Annotated in this window: 27 protein-coding genes; 12 read left to right on the forward strand and 15 right to left on the reverse strand. The window is 70.9% G+C overall.

Features of this window, described 5'->3' with window-relative positions:
* Nucleotides 1-12: 12 nt before the first annotated feature.
* From AB0M59_RS21255 to AB0M59_RS21265, 3 genes are read right to left on the reverse strand one after another with little or no spacing between them, the layout of a single operon-like run.
* Nucleotides 13-432, reverse strand: coding sequence for an ATP-binding protein (locus AB0M59_RS21255; protein WP_364617413.1), 420 nt, complete (start codon nt 430-432; stop codon nt 13-15).
* Nucleotides 429-2,003: a GAF domain-containing SpoIIE family protein phosphatase gene (locus AB0M59_RS21260; RefSeq protein WP_364617415.1), complete on the reverse strand. Its 1,575-nt coding sequence runs from the start codon at nt 2,001-2,003 to the stop codon at nt 429-431. Before AB0M59_RS21260 ends, AB0M59_RS21255 begins: the two co-directional genes overlap by 4 nt.
* On the reverse strand, nt 2,000-2,383 hold the full coding sequence (locus tag AB0M59_RS21265; RefSeq protein WP_364617417.1) for an STAS domain-containing protein: 384 nt from the start codon (nt 2,381-2,383) through the stop codon (nt 2,000-2,002). Before AB0M59_RS21265 ends, AB0M59_RS21260 begins: the two co-directional genes overlap by 4 nt.
* A gap of 169 nt (nt 2,384-2,552) precedes the next feature.
* On the opposite strand from AB0M59_RS21265, the gene AB0M59_RS21270 reads away from it, so the two are divergent.
* Entirely contained in the window at nt 2,553-2,936 is a 384-nt protein-coding gene (locus tag AB0M59_RS21270) for an STAS domain-containing protein (RefSeq protein WP_364617419.1), read from the forward strand.
* Nucleotides 2,937-2,955: 19 nt separating this feature from the next.
* Here the strand turns inward: AB0M59_RS21270 and AB0M59_RS21275 are convergent, their stop codons facing one another.
* The gene (locus tag AB0M59_RS21275; RefSeq protein ID WP_364617421.1) at nt 2,956-4,179 is read right to left on the reverse strand and encodes a GAF domain-containing SpoIIE family protein phosphatase; all 1,224 of its coding nucleotides are present in this window, start codon (nt 4,177-4,179) and stop codon (nt 2,956-2,958) included.
* 82 nt (nt 4,180-4,261) lie between these two features.
* Between AB0M59_RS21275 and AB0M59_RS21280 the strand changes: the two genes are divergently transcribed.
* The gene (locus tag AB0M59_RS21280; protein ID WP_364617423.1) at nt 4,262-4,981 is read left to right on the forward strand and encodes a histidine phosphatase family protein; all 720 of its coding nucleotides are present in this window, start codon (nt 4,262-4,264) and stop codon (nt 4,979-4,981) included.
* 4 nt (nt 4,982-4,985) lie between these two features.
* Nucleotides 4,986-5,828, forward strand: coding sequence for an NAD(P)H-hydrate dehydratase (locus AB0M59_RS21285; protein ID WP_364617425.1), 843 nt, complete (start codon nt 4,986-4,988; stop codon nt 5,826-5,828).
* A 4-nt stretch (nt 5,829-5,832) separates the two neighbouring features.
* Here AB0M59_RS21285 and AB0M59_RS21290 read toward each other — a convergent pair whose 3' ends face one another.
* The 3 genes from AB0M59_RS21290 to AB0M59_RS21300 are packed head-to-tail and all read right to left on the reverse strand — an operon-like array spanning nt 5,833 to nt 9,043.
* A complete protein-coding gene (locus AB0M59_RS21290) occupies nt 5,833-6,558 on the reverse strand; it encodes an SDR family oxidoreductase (RefSeq protein ID WP_364617427.1) in 726 nt (241 codons plus the stop codon).
* 43 nt (nt 6,559-6,601) lie between these two features.
* Nucleotides 6,602-7,420: a helix-turn-helix transcriptional regulator gene (locus AB0M59_RS21295; protein ID WP_364617429.1), complete on the reverse strand. Its 819-nt coding sequence runs from the start codon at nt 7,418-7,420 to the stop codon at nt 6,602-6,604.
* Nucleotides 7,421-7,480: 60 nt separating this feature from the next.
* Entirely contained in the window at nt 7,481-9,043 is a 1,563-nt protein-coding gene (locus tag AB0M59_RS21300) for an alkaline phosphatase D family protein (protein ID WP_364617431.1), read from the reverse strand.
* A 134-nt stretch (nt 9,044-9,177) separates the two neighbouring features.
* On the opposite strand from AB0M59_RS21300, the gene AB0M59_RS21305 reads away from it, so the two are divergent.
* The gene (locus AB0M59_RS21305; RefSeq protein WP_364617433.1) at nt 9,178-11,388 is read left to right on the forward strand and encodes a PHB depolymerase family esterase; all 2,211 of its coding nucleotides are present in this window, start codon (nt 9,178-9,180) and stop codon (nt 11,386-11,388) included.
* Here the strand turns inward: AB0M59_RS21305 and AB0M59_RS21310 are convergent.
* Nucleotides 11,385-11,879, reverse strand: coding sequence for a methylated-DNA--[protein]-cysteine S-methyltransferase (locus tag AB0M59_RS21310; protein WP_364617435.1), 495 nt, complete (start codon nt 11,877-11,879; stop codon nt 11,385-11,387). The two genes, AB0M59_RS21305 and AB0M59_RS21310, sit on opposite strands and share 4 nt — an antisense overlap.
* Before the next feature lie 17 nt (nt 11,880-11,896).
* Complete coding sequence (locus AB0M59_RS21315) at nt 11,897-12,793, reverse strand: glycoside hydrolase family 16 protein (protein ID WP_364617436.1); 897 nt, start codon at nt 12,791-12,793, stop codon at nt 11,897-11,899.
* A 325-nt stretch (nt 12,794-13,118) separates the two neighbouring features.
* Between AB0M59_RS21315 and AB0M59_RS21320 the strand changes: the two genes are divergently transcribed.
* Both AB0M59_RS21320 and AB0M59_RS21325 read left to right on the forward strand, forming a co-directional pair.
* On the forward strand, nt 13,119-14,291 hold the full coding sequence (locus AB0M59_RS21320; RefSeq protein ID WP_364617437.1) for a glycoside hydrolase family 64 protein: 1,173 nt from the start codon (nt 13,119-13,121) through the stop codon (nt 14,289-14,291).
* 42 nt (nt 14,292-14,333) lie between these two features.
* Entirely contained in the window at nt 14,334-14,546 is a 213-nt protein-coding gene (locus AB0M59_RS21325; protein ID WP_155546378.1) for a hypothetical protein, read from the forward strand.
* A 177-nt stretch (nt 14,547-14,723) separates the two neighbouring features.
* On the opposite strand, the gene AB0M59_RS21330 is transcribed toward AB0M59_RS21325, so the two are convergent.
* Complete coding sequence (locus AB0M59_RS21330; RefSeq protein ID WP_364617438.1) at nt 14,724-15,212, reverse strand: ATP-binding protein; 489 nt, start codon at nt 15,210-15,212, stop codon at nt 14,724-14,726.
* 274 nt (nt 15,213-15,486) lie between these two features.
* On the opposite strand from AB0M59_RS21330, the gene rho reads away from it, so the two are divergent.
* Nucleotides 15,487-16,548: a transcription termination factor Rho gene (gene rho, locus AB0M59_RS21335; RefSeq protein WP_364617439.1), complete on the forward strand. Its 1,062-nt coding sequence runs from the start codon at nt 15,487-15,489 to the stop codon at nt 16,546-16,548.
* Between the two features lies 1 nt (nt 16,549).
* Here rho and AB0M59_RS21340 read toward each other — a convergent pair whose 3' ends face one another.
* From AB0M59_RS21340 to AB0M59_RS21360, 5 genes are all read right to left on the reverse strand, one after another.
* Nucleotides 16,550-16,723: a hypothetical protein gene (locus AB0M59_RS21340; RefSeq protein ID WP_364617440.1), complete on the reverse strand. Its 174-nt coding sequence runs from the start codon at nt 16,721-16,723 to the stop codon at nt 16,550-16,552.
* Between the two features lie 11 nt (nt 16,724-16,734).
* Nucleotides 16,735-17,013: a hypothetical protein gene (locus tag AB0M59_RS21345; protein WP_364617441.1), complete on the reverse strand. Its 279-nt coding sequence runs from the start codon at nt 17,011-17,013 to the stop codon at nt 16,735-16,737.
* Nucleotides 17,014-17,256: 243 nt separating this feature from the next.
* Complete coding sequence (locus tag AB0M59_RS21350) at nt 17,257-17,457, reverse strand: DUF3072 domain-containing protein (protein WP_364617443.1); 201 nt, start codon at nt 17,455-17,457, stop codon at nt 17,257-17,259.
* A 67-nt stretch (nt 17,458-17,524) separates the two neighbouring features.
* Nucleotides 17,525-17,947, reverse strand: coding sequence for a hypothetical protein (locus tag AB0M59_RS21355; RefSeq protein ID WP_364617445.1), 423 nt, complete (start codon nt 17,945-17,947; stop codon nt 17,525-17,527).
* 69 nt (nt 17,948-18,016) lie between these two features.
* Nucleotides 18,017-19,069: an NlpC/P60 family protein gene (locus AB0M59_RS21360; protein WP_364617447.1), complete on the reverse strand. Its 1,053-nt coding sequence runs from the start codon at nt 19,067-19,069 to the stop codon at nt 18,017-18,019.
* Nucleotides 19,070-19,420: 351 nt separating this feature from the next.
* Here AB0M59_RS21360 and AB0M59_RS21365 point away from each other — a divergent pair, with 351 nt between their 5' ends.
* From AB0M59_RS21365 to AB0M59_RS21385, 5 genes are all read left to right on the forward strand, one after another.
* Entirely contained in the window at nt 19,421-19,624 is a 204-nt protein-coding gene (locus tag AB0M59_RS21365; RefSeq protein WP_364617449.1) for a heavy-metal-associated domain-containing protein, read from the forward strand.
* Complete coding sequence (locus tag AB0M59_RS21370; protein ID WP_364617451.1) at nt 19,621-20,499, forward strand: hypothetical protein; 879 nt, start codon at nt 19,621-19,623, stop codon at nt 20,497-20,499. The genes AB0M59_RS21365 and AB0M59_RS21370 overlap by 4 nt, the downstream gene beginning before the upstream one ends.
* A gap of 44 nt (nt 20,500-20,543) precedes the next feature.
* Nucleotides 20,544-22,637: a heavy metal translocating P-type ATPase gene (locus AB0M59_RS21375; RefSeq protein WP_364617493.1), complete on the forward strand. Its 2,094-nt coding sequence runs from the start codon at nt 20,544-20,546 to the stop codon at nt 22,635-22,637.
* 69 nt (nt 22,638-22,706) lie between these two features.
* Nucleotides 22,707-23,537, forward strand: a complete 831-nt coding sequence (locus AB0M59_RS21380) for a peptidoglycan-binding protein (RefSeq protein ID WP_364617453.1) — start codon at nt 22,707-22,709, stop codon at nt 23,535-23,537.
* Nucleotides 23,538-23,703: 166 nt separating this feature from the next.
* Nucleotides 23,704-24,933, forward strand: coding sequence for a DUF222 domain-containing protein (locus AB0M59_RS21385; protein ID WP_364617455.1), 1,230 nt, complete (start codon nt 23,704-23,706; stop codon nt 24,931-24,933).
* Nucleotides 24,934-25,360 lie beyond the last annotated feature (427 nt).

The raw sequence follows: 25,360 nt of genomic DNA on the forward strand, positions 1-25,360 counted from the left end.
TGACGGGGCTGCTCAGCCGCCGGAGAGCCAGGTCATCGTGACCGTCGTGCCGTCTTCGCGGTGCACCTGCGCGCTGTGGTCGGCGAGGCTGTCGATGAGCAGCAGGCCGCGGCCGCGCAACCCGTTCGTCGCGGCCGGGGCGCGCCAGGTGCCGTAGTCGGTGACCGTCACCGTCAGCCGCCCGTGCTGCGCCTCGGCGCGGACGTCGATCTGGCCCGCGTCGCCGTTGCGGTAGGCGTGCTCGGCCGAGTTGGCCATCGCTTCGTAGCCCGCGAGGACGACGTCCTCCTGGCGTTCTTCACTGAGGCCTAGTGTGCCCAACCAGTCCGCCAGTGCTCCGCGCAGCTCCGGCAGCCGGTCCGCCTCGGCGGTCATGCGCCGGTGGAACGTCGCCGGGGGCGCGGGCGCGCCCGGGGGGAGGGGGTCGGTCATGCTCCGTCCTCTCCGCGGTGACGAACGTGGATCAGCGCGATGTCGTCGTCGTGCCGGCCGTGGGTCAGCTCCTCGACGAGCTTGTCCCACGCCGTGCCGGGGGCGGCAGCGGCCAGCACGCCCGGGATGCCCGCCAGGAGCCAATCCACACCCAAGGTGAGGTCTCGCGTGCGGCTTTCGACCAAGCCGTCGGTGTAGAGCACCAGATCCGTGCCGGGCGGGAACCCGGTGCTGCGCTGGGGGAACTCGGAGCCGACGCCCAGCGGCTGCGCCAGCGCCTCGCCGATTTCCTCCGGCTTGCCGTCCGGGAGGACCAGGATTGCCGGCAGGTGGCCGGCGTTGGCGTAGGTCAGCGTGCCGTCGCCGGGCGAGTGGACCGCGTAGAAGCAGGTGACGAAACTCTCGCCGAACAGCCCGCCGGTCAGCGCGGAGACGTTGCGCAGCACCTCCGACGGCGGCAGCTCGAGCAGCGCGTAGCAGCGGATGGCGGTCCGGACCTGGCCCATCACGGTCGCGGCCGTGACGCCGTGGCCGACGACGTCGCCGATGACGAACGCCGTCGAACCGGACGGGAGCCGGATGACGTCGAACCAGTCGCCGCCCACCTTGCTCCCGGTCGCCGCGGGCAGGTACCTCGTGACCACGTCGAGGCCGGGGGTCGCGGGCGCGACCGGCAGCATGCTGCGCGAGAGCTCCGAAGCGAGGTTGCGCTCGCGCTCGTACAGGCGGGCGTTGTCCAGCGCGATGGCCGAGTAGGCGGCGATACCCTCGGCGAGGTACTCGTGCCGTGCGGTGAACCGGCCGGGCCGCGAGTGGCCGAAGAAGAACCCGCCCAGCACTTCCCCGGTCGTCGGGCTGATCACCGAAACGGCCAGGTAGCTGCACACGGGCAGGTGCCCGTCCGGCATCCCGTGGTGGGGCGCGTTCTTGCCGAACCGCGGGTCCCGCGTGATGTCGGGGCTGCGGACGGTGCCGTCGCCGTCGAAAGTCGGCGCGAACACCTCGGTGTTGCGCGGCATGGGGAACCGTTCGAACGCTTCCCGCGGCACACCCGAGATCGTGTACAGCGTGTACGACTCGCCGAGCTCGTCAATCAGGTTGTAGAAGAACGCGCCGAACTCGGCGCCGGTCGCCCGGGTGGCCGCGTCGGTCGCGTCCTGCACGATCCGGTCGATGTCGAGCTGCGCGGTCAGCTCGCGGCCGGTGGAGTGCAACGCGTCGAGCACGGCGGCTTCGCCCCGCAGCCGCCGCACGGTGCCGGCCAGGTGGGCGGTCGCGGCTTCGACGGCGGCGGCGACCGCCGACGGCGTCCCGCCGACCTCCCCGGAGGTGTAGACCAGCGCGTCCTGTCCGTCGCCGGTGACGGCGATCGCCCCGGTGACCTCGCGGCCCGGCACCAGGTCCGCCAGGACCGCGCGGTCGGTCACGGCGACCGCGACGTGGTCGCCGAGCACCCGCCGCGCTTCGGTGGGGTCCAGGGGCCGCACGGCGGTGGCCGCCGGGGCTCCGGTGCCGTCGACGAACGCCCGGCGCACGGCGCCGAGCAGCTCGTCGAACCCCGGAGCGGTCATCCGATGGCCAGCGCCTCGGACAGGGACGGGTAGATGGCCAGCTCGTCGGTCAGCCGGGTCAGCTGCAGCGGCCGCAAGGTGATCCGGCCGGTGGCCACCACCCGCAGCGGCGCGGCCCCCGTCCGCCCGCGGTGCGCCCGCACGAGCTCGGCCATCCCGGCCGAGGCCAGGAACGTGACGCCGGTCAGGTCGATGACGAGGACGGTGGGCTCCAGACGAGCGGCGCGCTCGGCCAGCCGCCGCAGCTTCGGCGCCAGCGCGAGGTCGAGGGCCCCGTCGACCCGGAGGACCGCCGTGCCGTTCCGGTCTTCCAGCGCCACCGCGCCCGCTGAGCTCGCGGCGTCACCGAGGGTGCTGCCGGTCGCTTCGGTGTCGGCCATGGCGCTCATCCTGCCTGTTCGTGGGTGTCGCGCAAAACGGAAGGGCTGCTGACACGGCGGCTTCCGGTGAAGACAGGCATGATTGATCCTGGTTGAGCAGACAGCCTTCGTGATCCAGTGCGCCCTCCGGACGTCCCGGGGTGCCACCGAAGGCGAGGAGAAGAAGACGATGACGGAGCACACCCACACTGAGGGCTCGGCCACCGCTGTGCCATTCGGCGAGTTCCGGATCGCCCGAACGGAGCAGGGAGACGCGGCCGTCGTCGAGGTCGCGGGGGACGTGGACACGACCACCGCGCCGGCGCTCGTGCGGGCGGCCGAAGAGGCACTGGCCGCGGCACCGCGGCTGCTCGTGGTCGACCTGACCCAGGTCGAGTTCCTGGCCTCGCCCGGCCTGACGGCGTTGCTGACCATCCACCGCGACGCCGGACCCGGCACCGCGGTGCGGATCGTCGCGTCCGGGCGGGCGACGTTGCGCCCGATCCAGCTGACCGGGCTCGAGGAAAGTCTCTCGTTGTTCCCGACCCGGGAAGCGGCGCTGGCCGAGTCCTGACCGCGTCGTCCCGGCCGCCTCAGCCGCCGGCCGGGACGACCTCGCGCCGGATGGCCAGCAGGGCGACGTCGTCCTGGGCCGGCCGGTTGCCGATCATCGCGGCCATCACCTGCGCGCACACCCGGTCGGGGTCCCCGGCGCGCACAGCTTCCGCGAGCTGCCGCATCCCCACGTCCACCGGCCGGTCACGGCGTTCGACCAGGCCGTCGGTGTAGAAGGCGAGCACACTGCCCGGTGTCAGGTCGAGCACCGTCGTGCGCCGCCGGGGCTGCCCGATGGTCAACCCGATCGGGGGATCCGGCGGCACGTCCAGCAGCCGGCCCGGTCCGTCCGGCTCGACCTGCACGGGCGGCAGGTGCCCGGCGAGGGAGAGGGCGATGGTCTCGCGGTCCGGTCCGATGATCCCGTAGGCGACGGTCGCCATCGCGCCGTGCTCGAAGTGGTTGGCCTTGCGGTCGAGCTTGGCGAGCACCTCGTCGGGGCTCTCGCAGTCGAGGGCGTAGGCGCGCAGGGCGCTGCGCAGCCGTCCCATGATCACGGCGGCTTCGAGACCGTGCCCGGAGACGTCACCCATCACGACGCCGAGCCGATCACCCGGCAGGGCAAACAGGTCGTACCAATCGCCGCCCAGGCCGGTTTCCGCGCCGGGCACGTACCGGGCACCGAAAGCGAGGCCAGGCACGGCCGGCAGGCTGCTGGGCAGCAGACTGCGCTGCAGCGCCATGGTGGCGGTGCGGTTCTCCTCGAGCGCCTCGACCTGGATCATCATGGCCAGGCGGTCGGCGAGCAACTGCATGGTGCTGACTTCGGCCTCGGTGAACTGCCGGCGCTCGACGGAGCCGACGTGCAGCACTCCGACGAGGTCCATCCCGGCGACCATCGGCACGCCGAGCATGGAGCGCAGGCCCCGTTCCCAGAGCAGGGAGTTCACGACGGTGGTTTCGTCGATGTGATCGAGGACGACGGGCGCGCGCTCCAGCGCCACCCGGCCGGCGAAGCCGCTGCCGACCGGCACCCGCACGCCCTGGTGGACCTCTTCCTCGATGCCGGCCGCCGCGAAGGCCACCAGCTGACGGCCGCTGGGCTGGTACCGCAGCACGGTCGCGGTGTCGACCTCCATGACCTCGCGCAGCCGCCGCAGGGTCTCGGCCAGCAACTCGGCCAGGCCGAGGTGCTCGGCGGGCACGCCGATGATCGTTTCCAGCTGCTGCAGCCGGTCGTGGGCGTCGAGACTTCGCGACATGGAACGACCCTAGCCGCCGGTCCTTTGCGCGCGTAACCATCCCGGGTTTCGTCGGCGGGTTCCCGGGGGTAATCAGCCCCGCGTGAGCGTCGACTTGGAGTGGGTGGCCGTGCTGCGGCACGGCCAGAGCACGGGGAACGTGGCCCGGGAAGAGGCGGAGTCGGCGGGGGCGGACGTGATCGACGTCGCCGAACGCGACGCCGACGTCCCGCTGACCGAGCTGGGGGAGGAGCAGGCGAAGGCCGCGGGTGAGCTCTTCGCCGAGGGCCCGCCGGACCTCGTGGTCACCTCGACCTACCGCCGGGCCTGGGACACCGCGCGCCTCGCCGCGCCCGACGGCGTGCCGATCGTCCCGGACGAACGGCTGCGCGACCGCGAGCTCGGCGTGCTGGACCTGCTGACCTCGCACGGTGTCCGCGAGCGGTGGCCCGACGAGCTGCGGCGCAAGCGGCGGCTGGGCAAGTTCTACTACCGGCCGCCGGGCGGGGAGTCCTGGGCGGACGTCGTGCTGCGGCTGCGATCCCTGCTGAACGAGCTGAGCGCCGAGCACTCCGGCAAGCGCGTGCTGCTGGCCGCGCACGAGATGACCGTCTTCGCGCTGCGCTACCTCCTCGAAGGACTGCCCGAACCCGACCTGCTGCGCGCCGCCGACGCCACCGAGGTCCCGAACGGCTCGGTGACGGCCTGGGACCGCGACCGCGACGGCGCGTTCACCATGGTGCTGGCCCAGGAGGTCGGCCACCTGCACGCCACCGACACCCCGCCGACGGCGGACGACGATGCTGCCGAACAGCTCTCCTGACCCGGTGCCGATCAGCCCGGCCCTGTTGCGGGACAGGCGGATCGGCACCGAAGACCGCGGAACGGTGCTCGTGCTCGGCGGCGCCCGGACCGTCCCGGGCGCGCCGGCGTTGTCCGGGACCGCCGCCCTGCGCGCCGGGGCCGGCACGCTGCAGCTCGCGGTCAGCGAACGACACGCGGGCGCGCTCGGGGTGTCCGTACCCGAGTCCTCGGTGTACGGACTGCCGGAGACGGAGTCCGGCGCGATCGGCGGCGACGCCGTCGACCGGCTGGCCGGCGTGCTGCCCGGCGCCGGCACCGTCGTGGTCGGCCCCGGCCTCACCGGCGCCGAGGAAACCGAGGACCTGTTGCGGCACTTGATCCCCGCCATCGCCCCGGAGGCCGGGGTGGTGCTCGACGCGTTCGCGCTCGGCGCGCTCAGCCGGGCTCCCGAACTGGCGAAACCCCTCGCCGGCCGGCTCGTGCTGACGCCGAACCGGACCGAAGCCGCGTTCCTCGACGACTGCTCCGAAGAGGACGTCGACGACCTCGAGACCGCGGTCCGGATCGCCGGCCGCTACGACGCTGTCGTGCTGCTCTTCGGCGTGGTCGCCGAGCCGGGCGGGCGCACCTGGCGGGACGGCAGCGGCCACATCGGGCTGGCGACGTCCGGCAGCGGCGACGTCCTGGCCGGCCTGACCGGCGGCTTCCTCGCCCGCGGCGCGGATCTCGACCAGGCCGCCTGCTGGGCGACGCACGTCCACGCCGTGGCGGGGCAGCGGCTGATCCCGGACACCGGGGCCACCGGCCTGCTGGCGCGGGAGCTGGTCGCCGAGATCCCCCGGGTGATCGCGGAGCTGGAACGCTGAGCCGTCACCGCTGGGCGGTCGGCCGGACGACGAGCTCGTTGACGTCGACGCCCTCCGGCTGCCCGATCGCGTAGGAGATCGCCGCGGCGATGGTGTCCGGCGGGAGCGTCACCGCGCGGTAGGTGCGCATCGCTTCCCGCGCAGCGGGTTCGGTGATCGTGTCGGCCAGCTCGGACTCGACGACGCCCGGCGACACGGTCGTGACGCGGATGCCGGGATCGGCCTCCAGGCGCAGTCCCTCGGTGATCGCGCGGGCGGCGTACTTCGTGGCGCAGTAGACCGCGGCCGTCGGCACGACCTCGTGCGCGCCGGTGGAGGCGATCGTCACGAAGTGCCCCGCGCCTGCGCGCCGGAAGTGCGGCAGCGCGGCCGCGATCCCGTGGAGCAGGCCGCGGACGTTGACGTCGAGCATCCGGTCCCACTCGTCGACGAGCAGGGAGTCCAGGCGCGACAACGGCATCACGCCGGCGTTGGCGACGAACACGTCCAGCCGGCCGTGCGTTGCCACGGCCGCGTCGGCGAAGGCGGCGACATCCGCGCGGTCGGTGACGTCGAGGCGGTGCACGTCGGCGGTGCCCCCGGCGTCGTGGATCTCCTTCGCCAGCGCGGTCAGCCGGTCTTCGCGCCGGGCGCCGAGCACGACCTGGTGGCCTTCGGCGGCGAGCCGCAGCGCGGTGGCGCGCCCGATGCCGCTGCTGGCGCCGGTGATGAGGACGATCTTTTCGGGCATGACGAAGTACTCCGTCCATTGTGGATTGACAGAAAAGGGTTGTTCAGCCGGCGGCGAGGCTGCCGAGGAGGGCGAGCCCGGCTTCCGACGGGCTGCCGGGCTCGGCCTGGTAGACGACCAGCTGCTGGCCGGGCGCGCTGTTCACGGTCAGCGCCTCGTAGCTCAGCACGAGTTCGCCGACCAACCGGTGGTGGAACCGCTTGATCTCGTGCGTCTTCTGCCGGATGTCGTGCCGCGCCCACAGCCGGCGGAAGTCCGCGCTCTTCGCCGACAGCTCGCCGACCGTCTCGATGAGCCGGGGATCGTCCGGATCGATGCCCGCGGCTGCGCGCAGGCCGCCGACGGTGTTCACCGCGACGCGTTCCCAATCCGGGTAGAACTCGCTTGCGTCCGGGTCGAGGAACACCAGCCGGACCAGGTCATCGCTGTGGGTGTGGCCGCCGAACAGCGCCTCGCCCAGCGTGTTGTGCGCGAGCACCTCGAGGCAGCGGCCGAGCACGAGCGCGGGCGTGTCCGGCCAGCCGTCCATCAGCCGCGAGAGGTTCGGGCTGACCTGCTCCCGCCGTCGCGCGCGACGGCGTCTCGGAGCCGGCTGAGCCAGCCGGTGCAGGTGGGCGGTGGCGTCCTCGTCGAGGGCCAGCCCGTGGGCCAGCGCGTCGAGGACCTGCGCCGACGGGTGCCGCTCCCGGCCCTGCTCGAGCCGGACGTAGTAGTCGGTGCTGACGCCGGCCAGCACCGCGACCTCTTCACGGCGCAGCCCCGCGACCCGGCGAGAGCCGCCCGCGGGCAGGCCCCGCTCCGCGGAGCCCACCTGCTCGCGGCGGGCCCGGAGGAACTCCCCGAGCACGTTCTCCCTGGTCATGATCCGAGGCTAACGCCGATCAAGCCGGGCAGGGTGGCCGCGCCGCACCCACCTTCAGGCTCACGTGAGCCGGATCGGCTCGCCGTCGTGCTCCGGTTGCAGCAGCGTCGCGGTGGCTTCCCGCCTGTCGACGTCGAAGGTCATCACGGCGTTCCCGAAGTGCGGCCCCGAGACGCAACCCCAGGTCAGCGGCGCGGGCGGGACCCCGGCCCGGCGCGCCAGCGCGTCGCTCAGCCGGGTCAGTCCCCGCGACCAGCCGGCGCGGAACAGGCGGTTCATGTACCAGGGCACGGTGTTGTGCACCGGCGAGCAGGTGAGCTGGTGGACCGGCGCCCCCGGGAGGTCGGCGCGCGCGACATAAGCGTGGTGGACGTCGCCCGAGAGCACGCTCACCGACGCCCTGTCCTCATCCGCGACCCGGGCGATCAGCCGGGTCAGCCGGTCGAACGACTCGCGGAACGCCGGCCAGTGCTCGAGGTCGGCGAACTGCCGGAACCACTCGGACATCCGCCCGATGCGCCCGGGCCGTGCGCAGAGGCGCTCGTTGACCGACTGCGCGGCCGACAGCGCGGTGGGCATCAGCCACGGCAGCGACGTCCCGATCAGCAGGTGGTCGAACTCGCCGTCGGTCTGCTCCTCGATCCAGCGGAACTCCGCCTCGCCGATCATCGACCGCTGCCCGCCCTCGAGGATCCGCCCGGCGCGCGAGTCGATGACCAGCAGCCGGACCGGGCCGAAGTCGCGCCGGTAGGACCAGCGGGTGCCCTTGGCGCCGTCGGCCTCGCGGTCGGCCTGGTCGGCGAATTCGCGCAGCAGCTGCGCGTTGTCCGTGCCGGACGTGCTCACCCGGCGGTAGAGGTCGTCTTCGGCCAGCTCGTGCGGCCCGAGGTTGCCCAGGTGCTGGTAGACCCAGTACGAGACGAGCGCGCCGCGGATCCGCTCCGGCCACCACGACGTGCGGGTCATCTCCTCGCGCCAGGCCTGCGAGGTGTTCCAGTCGTCGCGGACGTCGTGGTCGTCGAAGATCATCGACGTCGGCACGGTGGACAGCAGCCAGCGGACCGCCGGTTCGCACCACGCCTCGAAGTACAGGTGGCAGTACTCCTCGAAGTCGGCGACCTCCTTGCCGGGCGGCTCGCTCGTGTCGCGCCGGCCGGCGAGCCACTCCTGCGTCGCATCGGTGGTTTCGTCGGCGTAGACCTGATCGCCGAGCAGCAGCAGCGACTCGGGCCACTCGGCTTCGTCGAGCCCGGCCATCCGGTGGGCGTAGGCGGCGAGCGCGTCCGGCCCGAGCGCGTCCTGCTCCCGCGGCTTGCGGCACGACCCGAAGACCAGCCGGAACCGGGGGTCACCCGGCGTCAGCGTCCGGATCCGGCTCGGCGGCAGCTCGCTGTCCGGTTCGGGCCAGACGAGCTCGCCGTCGAGCCGCACTTCGTACGGCGTGCTGCGCCCGGGTTCCAGCCCGGTGAGCACGACGAGGGCGTAGTGGTGCCCGGAGACTTCGAACGTCCGCGCTTTCGCTTCCGCGACAAGGACTTCACACGGAGCGCCGGTCTCGACCCAGATCGTCGCCGAGGTGGCGTCGACGTGCCGGAGCAGCGGTCCCAGGAGGAGCTCGGTCATCCCCGGATCCTTTCAGCAGTACGCCTTGCCGGCAGTTCGAACGGTCCGAAACTTTCCGAAAATCGTTGACCGGTCCCGGGTGGCGAACGAACGATCGTCGCAGCTGCGCCCTGCTCCCCGAAAGGATTCGTCGAGTGCGAAGACTCTTCACCGCCCTCCTCGCCGCCGTGTTGTCGATCGCCGCCGCCATCGTGCTGGTGATCACGGCGCAGCCCGCATCGGCGGCCACGCTCACCCGGGTGACCGGCTTCGGCACCAACCCCAGCAACCTCAACATGTACGCCTACGTCCCGGATCACGTCGCCGCCAAGCCGGCGCTGCTGGTCGCGCTCCACTACTGCACGGGCTCGGCCTCGGCGGTCTTCAACGGCTACGCGCGCGACTACGTCACCGCGGCCGACCAGTACGGGTACGTCATCGTGTTCCCGGAAGCCACGCGCAGCGGGCAGTGCTTCGACGTCTCCTCGCCGCAGGCCCTCACCCGCGGCGGCGGCAGCGACCCGGTCGGCATCCTGTCGATGGTCGACTACGCCAAGCAGCACTACAACGTCGATTCCTCGCGCGTCTTCGTCACCGGCTTCTCCTCCGGCGCGATGATGACGAACGTCCTCGCCGCGGAGTACCCGGACGTCTTCGCCGCCGGCTCGGCGTTCATGGGCGTGCCCGCCGGCTGCTTCGCCACCACCGACGGGTCGAGCTGGAACAGCCAGTGCTCGGGCGGTCAGCTCATCAAGACCGCGCAGCAGTGGGGTGACCAGGCCCGCCAGATGAGCGGCGGGCGCAGCGGCCCGTACCCGCGGATGCAGCTGTGGCACGGCACCGCCGACGACACCCTCCGCTACCCGAACTTCGGGGAAGAGATCAAGCAGTGGACGAACCTGCGCGGGGTGAGCCAGACGCCGTCGTCGAGTGACGCGCCGCAGTCCGGCTGGACGCGTACGCGCTACGGCAGCACCGGCACGCAGGCGCCGGTCGAAGGGATCAGCGTCCAGGGCGCCGGGCACGCGCTGCCGCAGAACGGGATGGTGGCGTACGCGATCGCGTTCCTCGGCCTGAACAGCGGCTCGACGTCGACCACGCCTTCTTCGCCGGATGCCGGCACCACGCTGGGCAGCGCGGCGAGCGGGACCGGTCGCTACTTCGGCACCGCGGTTTCGGCGAGCAAGCTCTCGGACAGCGTCTACACCGGCATCCTCAGCCGCGAGTTCTCCATGATCACGCCGGAGAACGAGCTGAAGATGGACGCCACCGAGCCTTCGCAGGGCCAGTTCTCGTACGGCAACGCCGACCGGATCGTCGCCCAGGCGGCGAGCCAGGGCGCCCGGATGCGCGGGCACACGCTGGCCTGGTACTCGCAGCAGCCCGGCTGGATGCAAAGCATGGAGGGCTCGGCGCTGCGGTCGGCGATGCTGAACCACGTCACCCAGGTCGCGAGCCACTACCAGGGCAAGATCTACGCCTGGGACGTCGTCAACGAGGCCTTCGCCGACGGCAGTTCGGGTGCGCGGCGCGACTCGAACCTGCAGCGCACCGGCGACGACTGGATCGAGGCGGCGTTCCGCGCCGCGCGGGCGGCCGACTCCGGCGCCAAGCTCTGTTACAACGACTACAACACCGACGACTGGAACCAGGCGAAGACCCAGGCCGTGTACCGCATGGTCCAGGACTTCAAGTCCCGCGGCGTGCCGATCGACTGCGTCGGCTTCCAGTCGCACTTCAACAGCGACAGCCCGGTGCCGTCGAACTACCAGACCACCCTGCAGAGCTTCGCGAACCTCGGCGTGGACGTGCAGATCACCGAGCTGGACGTCGAAGGGTCGGGCACCGCGCAGGCGAACAACTACCGCACGGTCACGAACGCCTGCCTCGCGGTGGCGCGCTGCACCGGGATGACGGTGTGGGGCATCCGCGACACGGATTCGTGGCGGGCGTCCGCCACGCCGCTGCTGTTCGACGGCAACGGCCAGAAGAAGGCCGCCTACACCGCGGTGCTCGACGCGCTGAACGGCGGCACGACTCCGACGCCGCCGACCACCACGCCGACCACGCCCACCACGACCACGACCCCGCCGCCGGGCGGCTGCACCGGGACCTACGCCAAGACGGCGGAGTGGAACGTCGGCTTCAACGGGCAGGTGACGGTGACCGGGTCGAACACCTGGGTGCTCACGATCACCTTCCACTCGCCCCAGAAGGTCATCGGCAGCTGGAACTACACCGGGACGTGGGACAGCACCGGGTACGTGCTGACCGCGCGGCCCAACGGGAGCGGCAACGTCATCGGGTTCACCGTCGAGCACGGCGGGAACCTGACGGCACCGACCGTGACCTGCTCGGCGGGCTAGAAGAGCCGGCCGACCTCGTCCGCGGGCGGTTCCTCCAGGCCGAGGAGGAACCGCTTGCGGGTGAGGCCGCCGGCGTACCCGGTCAGGCCGCCGCTGGTGCCGACCACGCGGTGGCAGGGCACGATGACGCTGATGGGGTTCCAGCCGTTGGCGTTCCCGACCGCCTGCGCGGCGCCGGGGTCGCCCAGTTCGGCGGCCAGCTGCCCGTACGTGCGGGTTTCGCCGTACGGGATCTTCGTGAGCAACGCCCAGACCTGCTTCTCGAACGCCGAGCCGCGCGGCGCGAGCTCGAGGTCGAACTCGCGCCGCGTGCCCGCGAAGTACTCGCCGAGCTGCTGCTTCGCCGTCTCGAAGCCGTCGTCGTCCCGGGGGCCGAGGTCGGTGAGGCGAGGTGTCCGGAGGTGGCCGTCGAAGTAGAGCCCGGCCAGCGCCTCGCCGTCGCCGACCAGGGTCAGCGGTCCGATCGGTGACGCGATGACGGCGTGCTTCATGACGCCCAGCCTACGGGTCAGCCCACGCTGGTCTTCACCGAGAGCGAGTCGATGCTCATCTCCGCGCCGGGCGTGATGTCCGCACTCGGGGAGGTGCAGCCGCAGACCTTGTTGGGGTAGGAGCCGCCGATCGCGACGTCGAAGATGACGAAGAACCCGTGGTCCACGGCGGCCTTCCAGGTCGCATCGGACACCTGGTTCTGCTTCACCGAGAACGTCTGGGTGCCGTCGAGGGAGAAGCGCAGCTCCTCGGCCGCGGCGTCGCGGCGGTCCACGACGGCGGAGTAGGTGTGGAAGCCGTCCTGGCAGCCGGCGCAGTCCTGCAGGTCGCTGGTGATGCCGTCCGGGTCGTGGCACTCGCCCTGCCACTGTCCACAGTGGAAGGTGGTGGAGTGCTTGCTCAGGGCGTTGACGTCTTCCATGATGTCGAGCTCGCCGATGCTCGGCCAGTTCGTCGCGCCGACCGGGCGGGCGTCGGCGCCCATCGCCCAGAACGCCGGCCAGTAGCCGAGGCCGCTGGCGGGGGAGGGCTGCTTCAGCGTCGCGCTGATCTCCAGCTGGCCGCCTTCAGGGGCGGCGAAGTCGGTCCGCTGGGTTTCGATCCGGCCGGACGTCCAGTGGCCGGCGGCGTCGCGCAGCGGCTTGATCGCCAGGTGTCCGGCGCCGTCGTGGTAGACGTTGTCCGTCGAGTTCGTCGCTGTCTCGAGTTCGCCGGTACCCCAGTTCGCCGCGCCGCCGGGGTAGCCTGTTCCCGTGTCGTAGAGCCAGTCCTGGGCGTTCAGGCCGGTGCCGGCGGCGCCGTCGAAGTCGTCCTGGAACACGGTGGTCCACCCGGCTTCGGCGTGCGCCGGAGCGGCGGTCAGGACGAACGACAACGTGGCGAGCACGGCGGTGAGCCGCTTGACGGTGCGCATGAGGTCTCGCTTCCTGAGGGGCATGTGGCCGTCCACGACCTGCGAGGCCATCCACTGTCACTCTTCGCGCGCGCCCGGGTCAAGGGATGTGCCCGGAAGTACCCGGCACCCGGTACCCGGGGGCAATCCCGGGAGGGTCCCGTTTGGAATTCGCCGCGGCGGGGCAGCGCGCGGGCCGGATGGGACGGTGGTCTGGACCTTCTTTCGAAGGGTTGCCAGGTAACGAAACCGGAGTCATAGTTTGTTGACGTCCACAACGAATTCCTGCGAACCGCCCTCGGATGTCCACTATGGACTCCGCCGTCTCCTCAACGTGGAGGACGCCATGATCTCCCGTCGCTCGTTCCTCAGCCTCACGGCGGCGACGCTCGCCACGGCCACCGCGCTGCCCCTCGCGCGGTCCGCCTACGCCGCGACGCCGGACACGTTCGGCCTCAAGCTGGTGAACAATTCGGGCTCCGGCACCGTGTACGCCTACGTCACCGGCACGACGCCGGACGGGCGCCTTGTGCTGCTGCGCGCCGACGGCACGCCGTACTACCCGGATTCGCCGTCGGCGCCGACGACCCCGCTGCCGGAGGACTGCGCCATCCCGATCGCTTCGGGGGCCCAGGTGTCGGTGCCCAAGATGGGCGGCGCGCGCATCTACGTCGTCACGGACGCGAAGCTGGACTTCTTCCTCGACCCGGGCCCGAACCTGGTGCACCCGAGCTTCCTCAACTCCGGTGATGCGAACTTCGGCAAGAACTGGTCGTTCAGCGAGTTCACGTTCAACGACACGCAGCTGTTCGCGAACATCAGCTACGTCGACTTCGTGGGCATCCCGATGGGCCTCTCGCTGACGACGTCCGGGTCCGGCACGTCGACGGTCAACGGCCTGCCGGCCGGTGCGCTGGACCAAATCGCGTCGTCGCTGACAGGACTGGGCGGCGAGTGGGCGGGCCTGGTGCAGACGGGCGGTGGCGGGAACCTGCGGGTGCTGTCGCCGCACCACCACGCCGAGCAGTTCGGCGGCTATCTCGACGCCTACATCGACCAGGTGTGGCAGAAGTACGCGGGCACGGACCTGGTCGTCGACTCGCAGAACCCCGGTCTGGGCACGTTCACGGGCCGCGTCTCGGGCGATCAGCTGGTGTTCGGGTCCGAGTCGTTCGCCAAGCCGGCGACGGCGGACGTGTGGAGCTGCGACAGCGGCCCGTTCGCGCTGGCTCAGGGCGCGAGCGACGCGCGCAAGGCGATCGTCCCCCGCCTGGCGGCGGCGCTGAACCGGACGACGTTGCTGGACAACCCGAACCAGCCCACGGGGGAGGACCCGGCTCGCTTTTACGGCGGCGACGTGACCAACCACTACGCGCGGATCGTCCACTCGAAACTCCCGGACAACCGCGGGTACGCGTTCCCGTACGACGACGTGAGCCCGGGCCCGGACTTCAGCGGCGCGGTCTTCGCGGGCGACCCCGAGGTGCTGACGATCACGATCAGCGCCGCGCACGGCTGAGGCAGTGCGAAAACTGTCGGTGGTGACGGCTAGCCTCATGGCATGAACACGGACGACGCGACGGTCCCGGCGGACCAGCTGACCAAGGGCCAGTGGTTCTGGCACGAGCCGGCGCCGGGCCTGCCCGCGTGGCAGCTGCAGGTGACCTCGGCGGAGTTGCTGGAGGACTCCGTCGAGATCTTCACCACGGACGAGGAGAGGGAACTGGTTTCGTACCCGCGGAACCGGCTGGTCCGGCTGGCTGGAGCAGCCTAGAGAGTCGGTCCGGGGGTGTGAGGTAGGGCACTTCGGGGAGTGAACCTCGGCAAGCGCGCCGAGGTGACTCCCGCGGTCAGACGGCCGCCCGGCGCAAGCCGTCGTGCAAGGTTCTCCGCCTGCAACGCAGGCATCTCTTCGCCGGGCCGGTTCGAGCAAGTCCGAAGTGGCCTCGAATCAGGACGCGTTCTCGTCCCGCAAAGCCGCCGGGCGCCAGGTCATGCGGATCGTCGTCCCGTCGCCGCTCGTGTCGATGTCGGTCTGGTCCGTCACCTTCTCGATCAGCGCCAGACCCCGGCCGCCCGACGTGCGCAGGCCGGACTGACGCGGGCGGGTCGCCGGGATTCCGCAGCCCGTGTCCGTCACGATCACCGTCACCGCGTCGCCGGTGCGGGTCGCCTGGAGGCGGGCCCAGCCGTGGCCGTCCGGGTAGGCGTGGGCCGCTACGTTCGCCAGCGCCTCGTACGTGGCCAGCGTGATGTCGTGCGTGCTCTCCGGGTCGAGCGGAAGTTCGCCCAGCCAGCGGGTCAGCTTGCGGCGCAGGTCCGCCACCTCGTTCGGCAGCGCGGGCGCCAGTTCTTCGAACGTCGAGGTGACCACGGCGCCGCCGCCGTGGCGGGCCGGTGGCGTGGTCCCGATTTGGTCGCCGTCGGTGCTCTCACCCATGTCGACGCCACTTTCCCGAGTATGTCGATACACGTTCCGCTCCCATCGTCAGTCGCGGTTCCCCAGTGCTTCGGGTTTCTCTGAAGAGCTACCCACCGCGATGGAGTCTTACCCGTTGTGCTTTCCGTGATGTCGCGCTAACGTAAAGGTGCTCCTCGCGGATGTCGGCCCCTCGGCCGCCCGGAGGAAGCTCCCGGATCAGGCCGCTCGGCCTTCTTCCTCATTACCCGGCTCCGCGGTCTGCGTGGGCCGAGCCTTCATCAGGAGAACACCCATGTCTTTTCACGGAATCCTTGACCTGTCAGGAAAAACCCCCTTCGTCCGCGCCGAATACCGGCCGGCCCCGGAGGACGTCTCCCTCCCGCTTTCCGTCGTTCGCAAGCACAAGCTGCGTCCCGGCGACGAAATCACCGGCGCGGGCGAAGAAATCACCAGCGTCAACGGTGCCGACCCGGCGGAGCCGCGCCCGGACTTCACCGACCTGGTCCCGCTGCATCCGGACCAGCGGCTGCTCCTCGAAACCACGCCGACGCGCCTGGTGCCGCGCGTCATCGACCTCGTCACCCCGCTCGGCAAGGGCCAGCGCGCGCTCGTCGTTTCTCCGCCGAAGGCCGGGAAAACCACGGTGCTGCGGGAGATCGGCCACGGCATCTCGGTCAACCACCCGGAATGCCGGCTGATGGTGCTGCTCGCCGACGAGCGCCCGGAGGAGGTCACCGACCTGCGCCGGACCGTGCGCGGCGAGGTGATCGCGTCCACTTTCGACCGTCCACCGGCCGAACACGTCGCGGTGGCGGAACTCGCCGTCGAGCGCGCGAAACGCCTGGTGGAGCGCGGCGAAGACGTCGTGCTGCTCCTCGACTCGCTGACCCGCCTCGGCCGCGCGTACAACCTTTCGGCTCGGGCGTCCGGCCGCACGCTGTCCGGCGGCGTCGACGCGGCCGCGTTGCAGCCGATGAAGCGCATCCTCGGCGCGGCCCGCAATCTCGAAGGCGGCGGTTCGCTCACCATCGTCGCGTCGGCGCTGGTGGAAACCGGTTCGCTGGCCGACACGGTGTTCTTCGAGGAGTTGAAGAGTACGGGCAACGCCGAGCTGAAGCTCGACCGCAAGGTGGCCGAGCGCCGCGTCTTCCCGGCGGTCGACGTCGCCGCGTCCGGCACCCGGCGCGAAGAACTCCTGGTGACGCCGGGTGAACTGGCCGCGATGCGCGAGGTCCGCCGCGCGCTGCAGGGTCCCCAGGCGATCGAGCAGCTGCTCGACCAGCTCCGCAAGACGGGCTCCAACGCCGAGTTCCTGCTCCGCGTGACAGGCGCGACGCTGCCTGCCGCAGCCTGAGTCAGCTTTCGCGCCGCTCGCGGAGTTCGCCGATGACCTTCGGCCCGACGCCGTCGGCTTCTTCGGCACTGTCAGGCGGAGTGCCTTCGCCTGGCTCGTAAAGGTTGTCGTCCGGCCGCTCGGGATCCGGCGTGCCGGGCCGCGCGATCTCGGGCTGCTCGTTCGGTCGGGACATCGGCTGCTCCTTCACCGGGGCGGCTGATAGGGAGTGGCGGCCGGGTAGGAAGTCCGTTCCGGCCCACGATTCAGGGCAGCGACCAGAAAACCGAGTCCGACCACGGTGACGACGAGTGGCGCGGCCCCGGGTGCAACGGCCCACCAGCCCACGCCGGCGGCAGCGACAAACCAAGCCACGACGAGGGTGCGCTTCGCGGTGAGGGGATAGGGCTTCGGCAGTTCTCGGAGGGCGGTCGCGCCGAGCACGAGAACTCCGGCCAAGGCCACGAGCAGCACGGTCAGGTACACGGGATGTCCTCCTTCGGGGGAGTCCGGGCATCTGAACAGAGGGCTACCCGCTCGCACCGCCGACAAGCCGTGGCGCGGGGCACAGTGAGGCGGCCGCGGCCGCCGACAGACATGGGCTCAGCCGCGTCGTAGGCAGCCTGCGGCTACCGCTGTGGCACCCTGGCCGGTCGGCCTATCGCAGCGCCACGACGGCCGACAGCAGCGCGCGTGTCACCGCATGAGCCCGAGCCCGCCGCGACCCCTTCAGCTACCCCGCCCAGTGGTCTGCTGCAGCTCATCGATCCGAGCCGAGGCCTCAGCCTTCGTCAACCCCTCCGGAACCTCTTCCCCCGCCTCCTGGGCCAGCGTCTGCAGATACGACTTCTGCGGCCCGGTCATCGGCTCGTCCCCGGTAGTCCACTCGCTCGGGTCCTTCTCCGGGTTGGGCTCCACCTGATCAGTCACAACAGTCTCCAATCGAACATCTGTTCGCTCGAATCCGACTCTAGCGCAGGGGTCCGACAATCGCCGGTCACGAGCGGTCGGGCGGCGTGGTCGGCGCCCCCGCCTCGTGACCCGCGCGCCCGTGGGTCCGGCGGTCGTCCTTCATCTGCTGTTCGAACAGGTGGCGGCGCCCGCCGGTCAGGGACTCCAGCAGCGAGCGCTCGAGGTCGCGACAAGCCTTGTAATAGCCGTCGTCGTACTCCTCGACCATCTGGAAGGTCCACCGATCGGGGAGCACGTTGAGCCCGATCAGCTCCTCGGAGATCCGCCGTGCCCACTCCTCGTGGCCCGCCTTCTCCAGCGCGTCCACCGCCTCGCCCAGCGCGAGGTCCGCGCTGCCCGTCAGCTGGTGGAACGAATAAAGGTGCCCGCGCGCCCGCTCGATCGTCTCGAGCGCTTCGGTGACCTTGCCGACCGCCGAGACCGTGGCGGCGTCGTAGTTGTCGACCATGGACGAAAGATGCCCCGTCCCGGGATTTCTACACTTCCCGGAACGGGGCACCTGCCCGAAGCGTGGAACTCAGGCCGTCGGCCGCGTCGCTCCCGCGTACTCCTTCAGCAGCGGCGAGATCTTGACGACGTCGCCGCTGGTCGGCGCGTGCACCATCTTGCCGTCACCGATGTACATCCCGATGTGGGACACGGGGGAGTAGTACGCGACCAGGTCGCCCGGCTGCAGCTGGTCGCGCGGCACCGACGTGCCGAAGCCCGCCTGTGCCGACGACGTGCGGGGCAGCGTGATCCCGGCCTGCTTGTACGCCCACTGCATGAGGCCCGAGCAGTCGAACGTGCTCGGGCCGGTGGCGCCGTAGACGTAGGCGCTGCCGAGCTTGCTCAGTGCCGCGTCGACCGCCTTCTGCGCGGCCGAGGAGGCCGCCTTGACGGTCGGGGCCTTGCCGCCGGTGTCCTTCTGGGCGGTCTTGTCGGCGGTGCTGAGCGTCTTGCTCTGGGCCTCGATCTGGTCGATCTGGGTCTGGAGGTTCTTCTTCTTGCCTTCGATGTCCGAGGCCAGCTTCGCCGCCGCGTCCCGGGCGTCGGTCGCCCGCTTCGCCGCGTCCGTCGCCGACTTCTCGGCGGCAGTGGCCTTCTGGGCCGAGCCGCTGAGGCCGTCCATCGCGACGTTCTTGTCGGTCGCGATGACCTCGAGGGCCGCCGAGCGATCCAGGAAGTCCTGCGTCGACGTGCCGGCCAGCAGCGCCGACAGCTTGTTGAGCTGGACGCCGCTGGTGAACGACGCGCCGGCGAACTTGTCGACCTGGCCCTGGTACTTCTGCTTCGCCTCGATGGCCTGCGCGCCGGCGTCCTTGGCGGCGGTGACGTCGGAGTTGGCCTTGTCGAGCTGGCCCTGCTTGGCGGTCAGGTCGTCCTGGGCCTTGAGCAGGTCCTCGTTGAGCTTCTCGGCCTGCGCCGAGAGGTCGCGGTACTTGGCGAGGGCGTCGGACCCGGTGGGCGGGGCCTGGAGGACGGGGATGGGGGCGGCGGTGGCCGTGGGCTGGGCCATGGTGATGACAGTGATCACCGAGGCGGCGGCGAGGGCACCTGACACCACGCGCTTGACGGGATGCGAACGCATTCTCGCGCGGGTCTCCTTTGCTGATCGGCCGCCGTCGGGCACCGGGGCGAGTCGGGGGCCTCGCCGTGTCCGGTGCGTGCTCGACCGCAACAGGAAGAGCACGCGGTGGGGTCCGGTACCCGGCAGGGGGGTATCGGCGGCGATCTCGCGTCGCCGTCTCATCGACGACCGGGGGCCGCGAGATCTCGAACAGGTTACGAAAGGAACACGGGAACGTCCAGGGGTCCCATCCGAGAACTCTCCGTGACGGCAAGAAACACGCTTGGACCAGTGGTAACCGGATCGACTGTGGCCTGGATTACATGTCGTGACAGGGTTGATTACCCTACCCCCCTAGGGTATTCATGAGACATGACAGACACGACCTACACCGTCACCGGCATGACGTGCGGCCACTGCGCCCGCTCGGTCGAAGAGGAAATCCGCGGTCTCGGGGGCGTCACTGGCGTCACTGTCGAGCTGGCCACCGGCGCAGTGACCGTCAGCAGCGCCGAGAGCCTCTCCGCGGCCGACGTGCGCGGTGCCGTCGAAGAAGCGGGGTACCGGCTGACATGAAGACCGCAGCGAAGCTCTCCGCCTACGGTGCGGCACTCGCCCTGGTCGCCGCCGGCGCCTGGGCGGCCGGCACCGCCGTCGGTCCCTTCCCCGGCCAGGCCGAGGGGCACGGCGGCGAGGACGCCGCGCACGGGGACGTCCACGGCGGCACCGTCGCGGAGGCCGCGAACCACCAGCCCGGCGGGCTGGCGTCGGCCGCGGGCGGCTACACCCTCACCCCCGCCGGCACGACGCTCACCCCGGGCGCCACGACGAAGTTCACCTTCACGATCACCGGCCCGGACGGCGCGCCCGTGACCGCCTACGACGTCGAGCACGAGAAGCGGATGCACTTCATCGTCGTCCGCCGCGACACCAGCGGCTACCGGCACCTGCACCCGGACCTCGGCGCCGACGGCACGTGGAGCGTGCCGATCACCGTCGCCGAGGCGGGCAGCTACCGCGCCTTCGCCGACTTCACGCCCACCGGGGGAGCGGCACAGACGCTCGGCGTCGACCTCGTCGCGCCGGGCATGTTCCAGCCGGTCGAGCACCGGGAGGCGCGCGTCGCCGACGTCGACGGCTACCGCGTCCGGCTCGACGGCGACCTCGTCCCCGGCCGCTCGTCCCGGCTGACCGCGACGGTCACCAAGGACGGCCGGGACGTCACCGATCTGCAGCCCTACCTGGGCGCGTACGGCCACCTCGTCGCGTTGCGCGGCGGTGACCTGGGGTACCTGCACGTCCACCCGGACGGCCGCACGGGCGCGGCCGTGACGTTCATCGCCGAGGTGCCGTCGGCCGGCACCTACCGGATGTTCCTTGACTTCCGCCACGGCGACGTGGTCCGCACCGCCGAATTCACGGTGACCACCGGGGGAGGAGCGCACTCGTGACGCTGCAGCTAGAGGCGAAGAACGTCGAACTCGCCATCACCGGCATGACCTGCGCGTCCTGCGCGGCGAGGATCGAACGCAAGCTCAACAAGCTGGACGGCGTCACGGCGACCGTCAACTACGCCACGGAGAAGGCCAAGGTCGTTTACGGCGGCGAGGTCGCTCCGCAGGATCTCGTCGCGCAGGTCGAAGCGGCCGGCTACGGCGCGGCGCTGCCCGAGGCCGAGCCGGAACTCCGACAAGACGACCCGATCCTGACGCTGCGGCAGCGGCTGGCCGGTTCCGCGGTGCTTTCGGTGCCCGTGATCGCCCTGGCGATGGTGCCCGCGTGGCAGTTCACCTACTGGCAGTGGATTTCGCTCGTCCTGGCCGCGCCGGTGCTGGTGTGGGGCGCGTGGCCGTTCCACCGGGCCGCGTTCGCCAACCTCCGCCACGGCGCCGCCACGATGGACACGCTCATCTCGATCGGCACCCTCGCCGCGTTCGGCTGGTCGGTGTACGCGCTGCTGTTCGGCAGCGCGGGCATGCCGGGCCTGAAGCACCCGTTCGAGCTCACCATCGAGCGCATGGCCGGGGACGGCGCCATCTACCTCGAAGTGGCCGCCGGCGTCACGACGTTCATCCTGGCCGGCCGCTACTTCGAGGCCCGTTCGAAGCGCCGCGCCGGTGCCGCGCTGCGGGCGTTGCTGGAGCTGGGCGCGAAGGACGTCGCTGTCCTGCGCGACGGCGGCGAGCAGCGGATTCCCGTCGACGAGCTGGTCGTCGGCGACCGGTTCGTGGTGCGGCCGGGGGAGAAGGTCGCCACCGACGGCGTCGTCGAGGACGGCGGGTCCGCGATCGACGCGAGCCTGCTCACCGGCGAGAGCGTGCCGGTCGAGGTCCGGCCGGGCGACGCCGTCGCCGGTGCGACGGTCAACGCCGGCGGCCGGCTCGTCGTCCGCGCCACCCGCGTCGGCGCCGACACGCAGCTGGCCCAGACGGCCCGGCTGGTCGAGGAGGCGCAGACGGGCAAGGCCCGCGTCCAGCGGCTCGCGGACCGCGTCTCGGCCGTCTTCGTCCCGATCGTCATCGCGCTGGCCGTGGCGACGCTCGCCTTCTGGCTCGGCGCGGACGCGACGCCGTCGGCCGCGTTCACCGCCGCGGTCGCGGTGCTGATCATCGCCTGCCCGTGCGCGCTGGGCCTGGCGACCCCGACGGCGCTGCTGGTCGGCACCGGCCGCGGCGCGCAGCTCGGCATCCTCATCAAGGGGCCGGAGGTGCTGGAGTCCACTCGGCGCGTCGACACCGTCGTGCTCGACAAGACCGGCACGGTGACCACCGGCCGGATGACGCTGGTCGAGGGCGACGGCGACGTCCTGCGGCTCGCGGGCGCCGTCGAAGCCGCGTCCGAGCACCCGGTGGCCCGCGCGATCGCGGACGCCGCCCGGGAGCGGTTCGGGACCCTGCCGGCCGTCGTGGACTTCCACAGCACGCCGGGGCTGGGCGTCGAGGGCGTCGTCGAGGGACGCAAGGTGAGCATCGGCCGTGACGCCACCGGCAGCGCGCTGACCACGGTCGCCGTGACCTGGGACGGCGAGGTCCGCGGCACGCTGGCCGTGGCCGACACCGTCAAGCCGACGTCCGCCGAGGCGGTCCGGCGGCTGCGTGAGCTGGGCTTGACGCCGGTGCTGCTCACCGGCGACAACGCGGTGGTCGCGCGCGCGGTCGCGGCCGAGGTCGGCATCGAGCGCGTCATCGCCGAGGTGCTGCCGAAGGACAAGGCCGACGTCGTCCGGGAGTTGCAGGAGGACGGCAAGGTGGTCGCGATGGTCGGCGACGGCGTCAACGACGCGGCGGCGCTCGCCCAGGCCGACCTGGGCCTGGCGATGGGCACCGGCACGGACGTCGCGATCGAGGCGGCCGACCTGACGCTTGTCCGCGGCGACCTGCGCGCGGCCGCCGACGCTATCCGGCTGTCCCGCCGGACGCTGCGCACGATCAAGGGCAACCTGTTCTGGGCGTTCGCGTACAACGTCGCCGCGCTGCCGCTGGCCGCCGCGGGCCTGCTGAACCCGATGCTCGCCGGCGCGGCGATGGCGGTCAGCTCGGTCTTCGTGGTCACGAACAGCCTGCGTCTGCGCGGCTTCCGGGCCGGGTGATTTGTACGGTCCTTGTATCCGGTCAGGTGATGCTGGTCGAGTAAGGATTCCGACCAGTGGAGGACAGGGATGTTCACGAAGGCCGCCGTGCTGACAGCACTCACCGCAGCGGCGTTCGCCGTGGCCGCACCGGCTCAGGCCGAGCCCGCGGCCACGACGGCGCTGCCCACGGCGAACATGGAGGCCGTGCTGAAGGCGGCCCAGATCGACCCCCGCCGAGCCGACGACACCCAAACGCCCGGCGCGCACGACAGCGTCCTGCTCGTCGAACAGGCGCTGCAGGCGAAGGGCCTGCTGGCCTCGACGTACGTCGACGGGTACTTCGGCACCACGACGATCACGGCGTACTCGCAGTACCAGAAGTCGTTGGGCTACACCGGGATCGACGCTTCCGGCCTGCCGGGCAAGACGTCGCTGGAGAAGCTGGGTGAAGGCCGGTACACGGTGACCTCGCCGATTTCGGCCGGGAGCCGCGTTTCCTACCGCGGCGTCACGATCAACACCCGCACCAAGGCGATGCTGCTGGAGGCCGAAAGGCTCACCGGCACCACGGTCAGCCTGACGCAGGGTTCGTACAACCCGGGCGGCGTCGACGCGTCGGCGGGAACGCACGACGGCGGCGGCGCGATGGACATCTCGGTGTCCGGCATGTCGTCGACGACCCGGACGAACTTCATCAAGGCGTTGCGTCAGGTCGGTTTCGCTGCCTGGTACCGGACGCCGGCGCAGGGGTTCGCTTATCACGTCCATGCTGAGGCTGTCTCGGATCCGGACCTTTCTTCGGGGGCTCAGCATCAGACCGGGGATTACTACCTGGGTATGAACGGGCTTGCCGGGCGTGGGGCTGATGATGGTCCTTCGGTGGCCAAGGTTACCTGGGAGGAGTATCAGCGGGGCTGACTTTTACTGATACGGCTTCGCCGGGGCGTGGGAAATCGGCGCTATCTGTTGTTGCTTCCTGCTCGGTGCAAGAGCGCCGATTCCCCACGCAACGGTGCTCCTACCGCTGTGCCGTTCCACCTGATCGAGTGATGATCATGCGTTCGGATGCCGGTAATCTTGTTGTGTGGACAGAGAAGCGGTGTGGAAAGCAGATGCGGTGGCCCTGGCCGACCGCATCTCCACCCTGCTCGCCGTCGCTCGGTCTGCCGAGGCTGAGATCGGTTCTGTGCTGGCGGAAATCGAGTCCCGCGGCGTCATGGAACTCTTCGGATACCGCTCTGTGGCACGGTTATTCGAGCACCTCGCCGACATCCCCAAATCTGCCGCCGAAACCGTCGTCAAACGAGCCCGAGCCCTCACCCCCGGTCACACCCTCGACGGCACCCCGATCCCCGCCGTCGCTCCCGCCACCGGCGCCGCCGCGCTGGACGGACGGTTGAGCACCCCGATGATCGACACCATCGTCGGCGTCATGACCCAGATCCCGCCCGAATACCGCGACGACGCTGAGCGACACCTGCTCTCCTTCGCCGAAGACGCCGGACACAAACAGGTCGGCGCCCTCGGGACACGCATCCTGGCCCACCTCGACCCCGACGGCGCCGCACCCGAGGAGACCGAACCGGCCACCCCGAATCGCGAACTGTCGTTGCGCCGCAAAAGAACCGGGATCTGGGAACTTCAGGGCCGCTTCGACGACGAAACCGGCACCCGCGCCAGCGCCCTCCTCGACTCCCTCGCGCAACGCCGCACCACCGACGAAGGCCCCGACCTCCGCTCCCCGCAGGAACGCTACGGCGACGCCTTCTCCGACGCCATCGACCTCGCGTTGAACTCGCCAGACCTCCCGCTGCAGGCCGGCGAACGAGCCCACGTCATGGTCGCAGTCTCCCTCGCCGACCTGAAAACCGGCGTCGGCAAGGCCATCCTCGGCGACCTGGGCACGATGTCCGCGGCCGAAGCCCGGATCCACGCCTGCGACTGCAAGCTGATCCCCGCAGTGCTGGGCACGAAGAGCGAGCCTCTCGACCTGGGTCACCAGCGACGCTTGATCTCCACCCCGCTGCGCCACGCGCTGTACCTCCGCGACCGAGGCTGCGCCTTCCCCGGCTGCCACCGCCCACCGCGGCACTGTCAAGGCCACCACATCCGCCATTGGACCGACGGCGGCCCGACGGAACTGGGAAACCTGGTCCTGATGTGCGCCCACCACCACCGACTCCTGCACCGCTCCGGCTGGCAAGTCCGCATAGCGGCCGACGGGTTGCCCGAGTTCCTGCCACCGGTGTTCCTGGACAAACGCCGAAAACCCAGGCGCAACAACCTCCACCAACCACTGCCGTTCGCGGCGTGAACAACCACACATGGGAAAGGCCCGCAGCCACCGGCTACGGGCCTACACCCACGCCAGCTCCGTGAGACCCGTCGGGCGGTCATCACCTGAACCACGGTGCTATCAGATCGCAGAGCTTCGACCGGCCACGCCCGGCAAACCAACAGCACGCATCCGGCCACCGATCGGGCCGACGGATCCGTGACCGGCCGCGGATCACGGGGTGACTCGTTTGAGCTCGCCAGAACACAGCGCCAGCGTGACCGAGCAACCAGCGGCGCATGGTCGTACCCGCGGCGAATTCGCTCGGTCGCGTCTGTTCGCCGCGCGCGGAGGCAGTGTCACCGTGGTCTGTGGCAATCGGCGGCTCATGGTCTGCGTCCGCGACGAGTCCGGCGCGCTCGCGTGTGGACGCAACCTCCCCGCAGCGCACGGACAGTGCGCCACC

Source organism: Amycolatopsis sp. NPDC051371 (genome assembly GCF_040682155.1).
Lineage (GTDB): Bacteria > Actinomycetota > Actinomycetes > Mycobacteriales > Pseudonocardiaceae > Amycolatopsis.

Bases quoted from the DNA above. Each gene is read 5' to 3' on its own strand.
- AB0M59_RS21255 (WP_364617413.1), bottom strand. From the start codon at position 432: ATGACCGACCCCCTCCCCCCGGGCGCGCCCGCGCCCCCGGCGACGTTC.
- AB0M59_RS21260 (WP_364617415.1), bottom strand. From the start codon at position 2,003: ATGACCGCTCCGGGGTTCGACGAGCTGCTCGGCGCCGTGCGCCGGGCG.
- AB0M59_RS21265 (WP_364617417.1), bottom strand. From the start codon at position 2,383: ATGGCCGACACCGAAGCGACCGGCAGCACCCTCGGTGACGCCGCGAGC.
- AB0M59_RS21270 (WP_364617419.1), top strand. From the start codon at position 2,553: ATGACGGAGCACACCCACACTGAGGGCTCGGCCACCGCTGTGCCATTC.
- AB0M59_RS21275 (WP_364617421.1), bottom strand. From the start codon at position 4,179: ATGTCGCGAAGTCTCGACGCCCACGACCGGCTGCAGCAGCTGGAAACG.
- AB0M59_RS21290 (WP_364617427.1), bottom strand. From the start codon at position 6,558: ATGCCCGAAAAGATCGTCCTCATCACCGGCGCCAGCAGCGGCATCGGG.
- AB0M59_RS21295 (WP_364617429.1), bottom strand. From the start codon at position 7,420: ATGACCAGGGAGAACGTGCTCGGGGAGTTCCTCCGGGCCCGCCGCGAG.
- AB0M59_RS21300 (WP_364617431.1), bottom strand. From the start codon at position 9,043: ATGACCGAGCTCCTCCTGGGACCGCTGCTCCGGCACGTCGACGCCACC.
- AB0M59_RS21310 (WP_364617435.1), bottom strand. From the start codon at position 11,879: ATGAAGCACGCCGTCATCGCGTCACCGATCGGACCGCTGACCCTGGTC.
- AB0M59_RS21315 (WP_364617436.1), bottom strand. From the start codon at position 12,793: ATGCGCACCGTCAAGCGGCTCACCGCCGTGCTCGCCACGTTGTCGTTC.
- AB0M59_RS21320 (WP_364617437.1), top strand. From the start codon at position 13,119: ATGATCTCCCGTCGCTCGTTCCTCAGCCTCACGGCGGCGACGCTCGCC.
- AB0M59_RS21325 (WP_155546378.1), top strand. From the start codon at position 14,334: ATGAACACGGACGACGCGACGGTCCCGGCGGACCAGCTGACCAAGGGC.
- AB0M59_RS21330 (WP_364617438.1), bottom strand. From the start codon at position 15,212: ATGGGTGAGAGCACCGACGGCGACCAAATCGGGACCACGCCACCGGCC.
- rho (WP_364617439.1), top strand. From the start codon at position 15,487: ATGTCTTTTCACGGAATCCTTGACCTGTCAGGAAAAACCCCCTTCGTC.
- AB0M59_RS21340 (WP_364617440.1), bottom strand. From the start codon at position 16,723: ATGTCCCGACCGAACGAGCAGCCCGAGATCGCGCGGCCCGGCACGCCG.
- AB0M59_RS21355 (WP_364617445.1), bottom strand. From the start codon at position 17,947: ATGGTCGACAACTACGACGCCGCCACGGTCTCGGCGGTCGGCAAGGTC.
- AB0M59_RS21360 (WP_364617447.1), bottom strand. From the start codon at position 19,069: ATGCGTTCGCATCCCGTCAAGCGCGTGGTGTCAGGTGCCCTCGCCGCC.
- AB0M59_RS21365 (WP_364617449.1), top strand. From the start codon at position 19,421: ATGACAGACACGACCTACACCGTCACCGGCATGACGTGCGGCCACTGC.
- AB0M59_RS21370 (WP_364617451.1), top strand. From the start codon at position 19,621: ATGAAGACCGCAGCGAAGCTCTCCGCCTACGGTGCGGCACTCGCCCTG.
- AB0M59_RS21375 (WP_364617493.1), top strand. From the start codon at position 20,544: ATGACCTGCGCGTCCTGCGCGGCGAGGATCGAACGCAAGCTCAACAAG.
- AB0M59_RS21380 (WP_364617453.1), top strand. From the start codon at position 22,707: ATGTTCACGAAGGCCGCCGTGCTGACAGCACTCACCGCAGCGGCGTTC.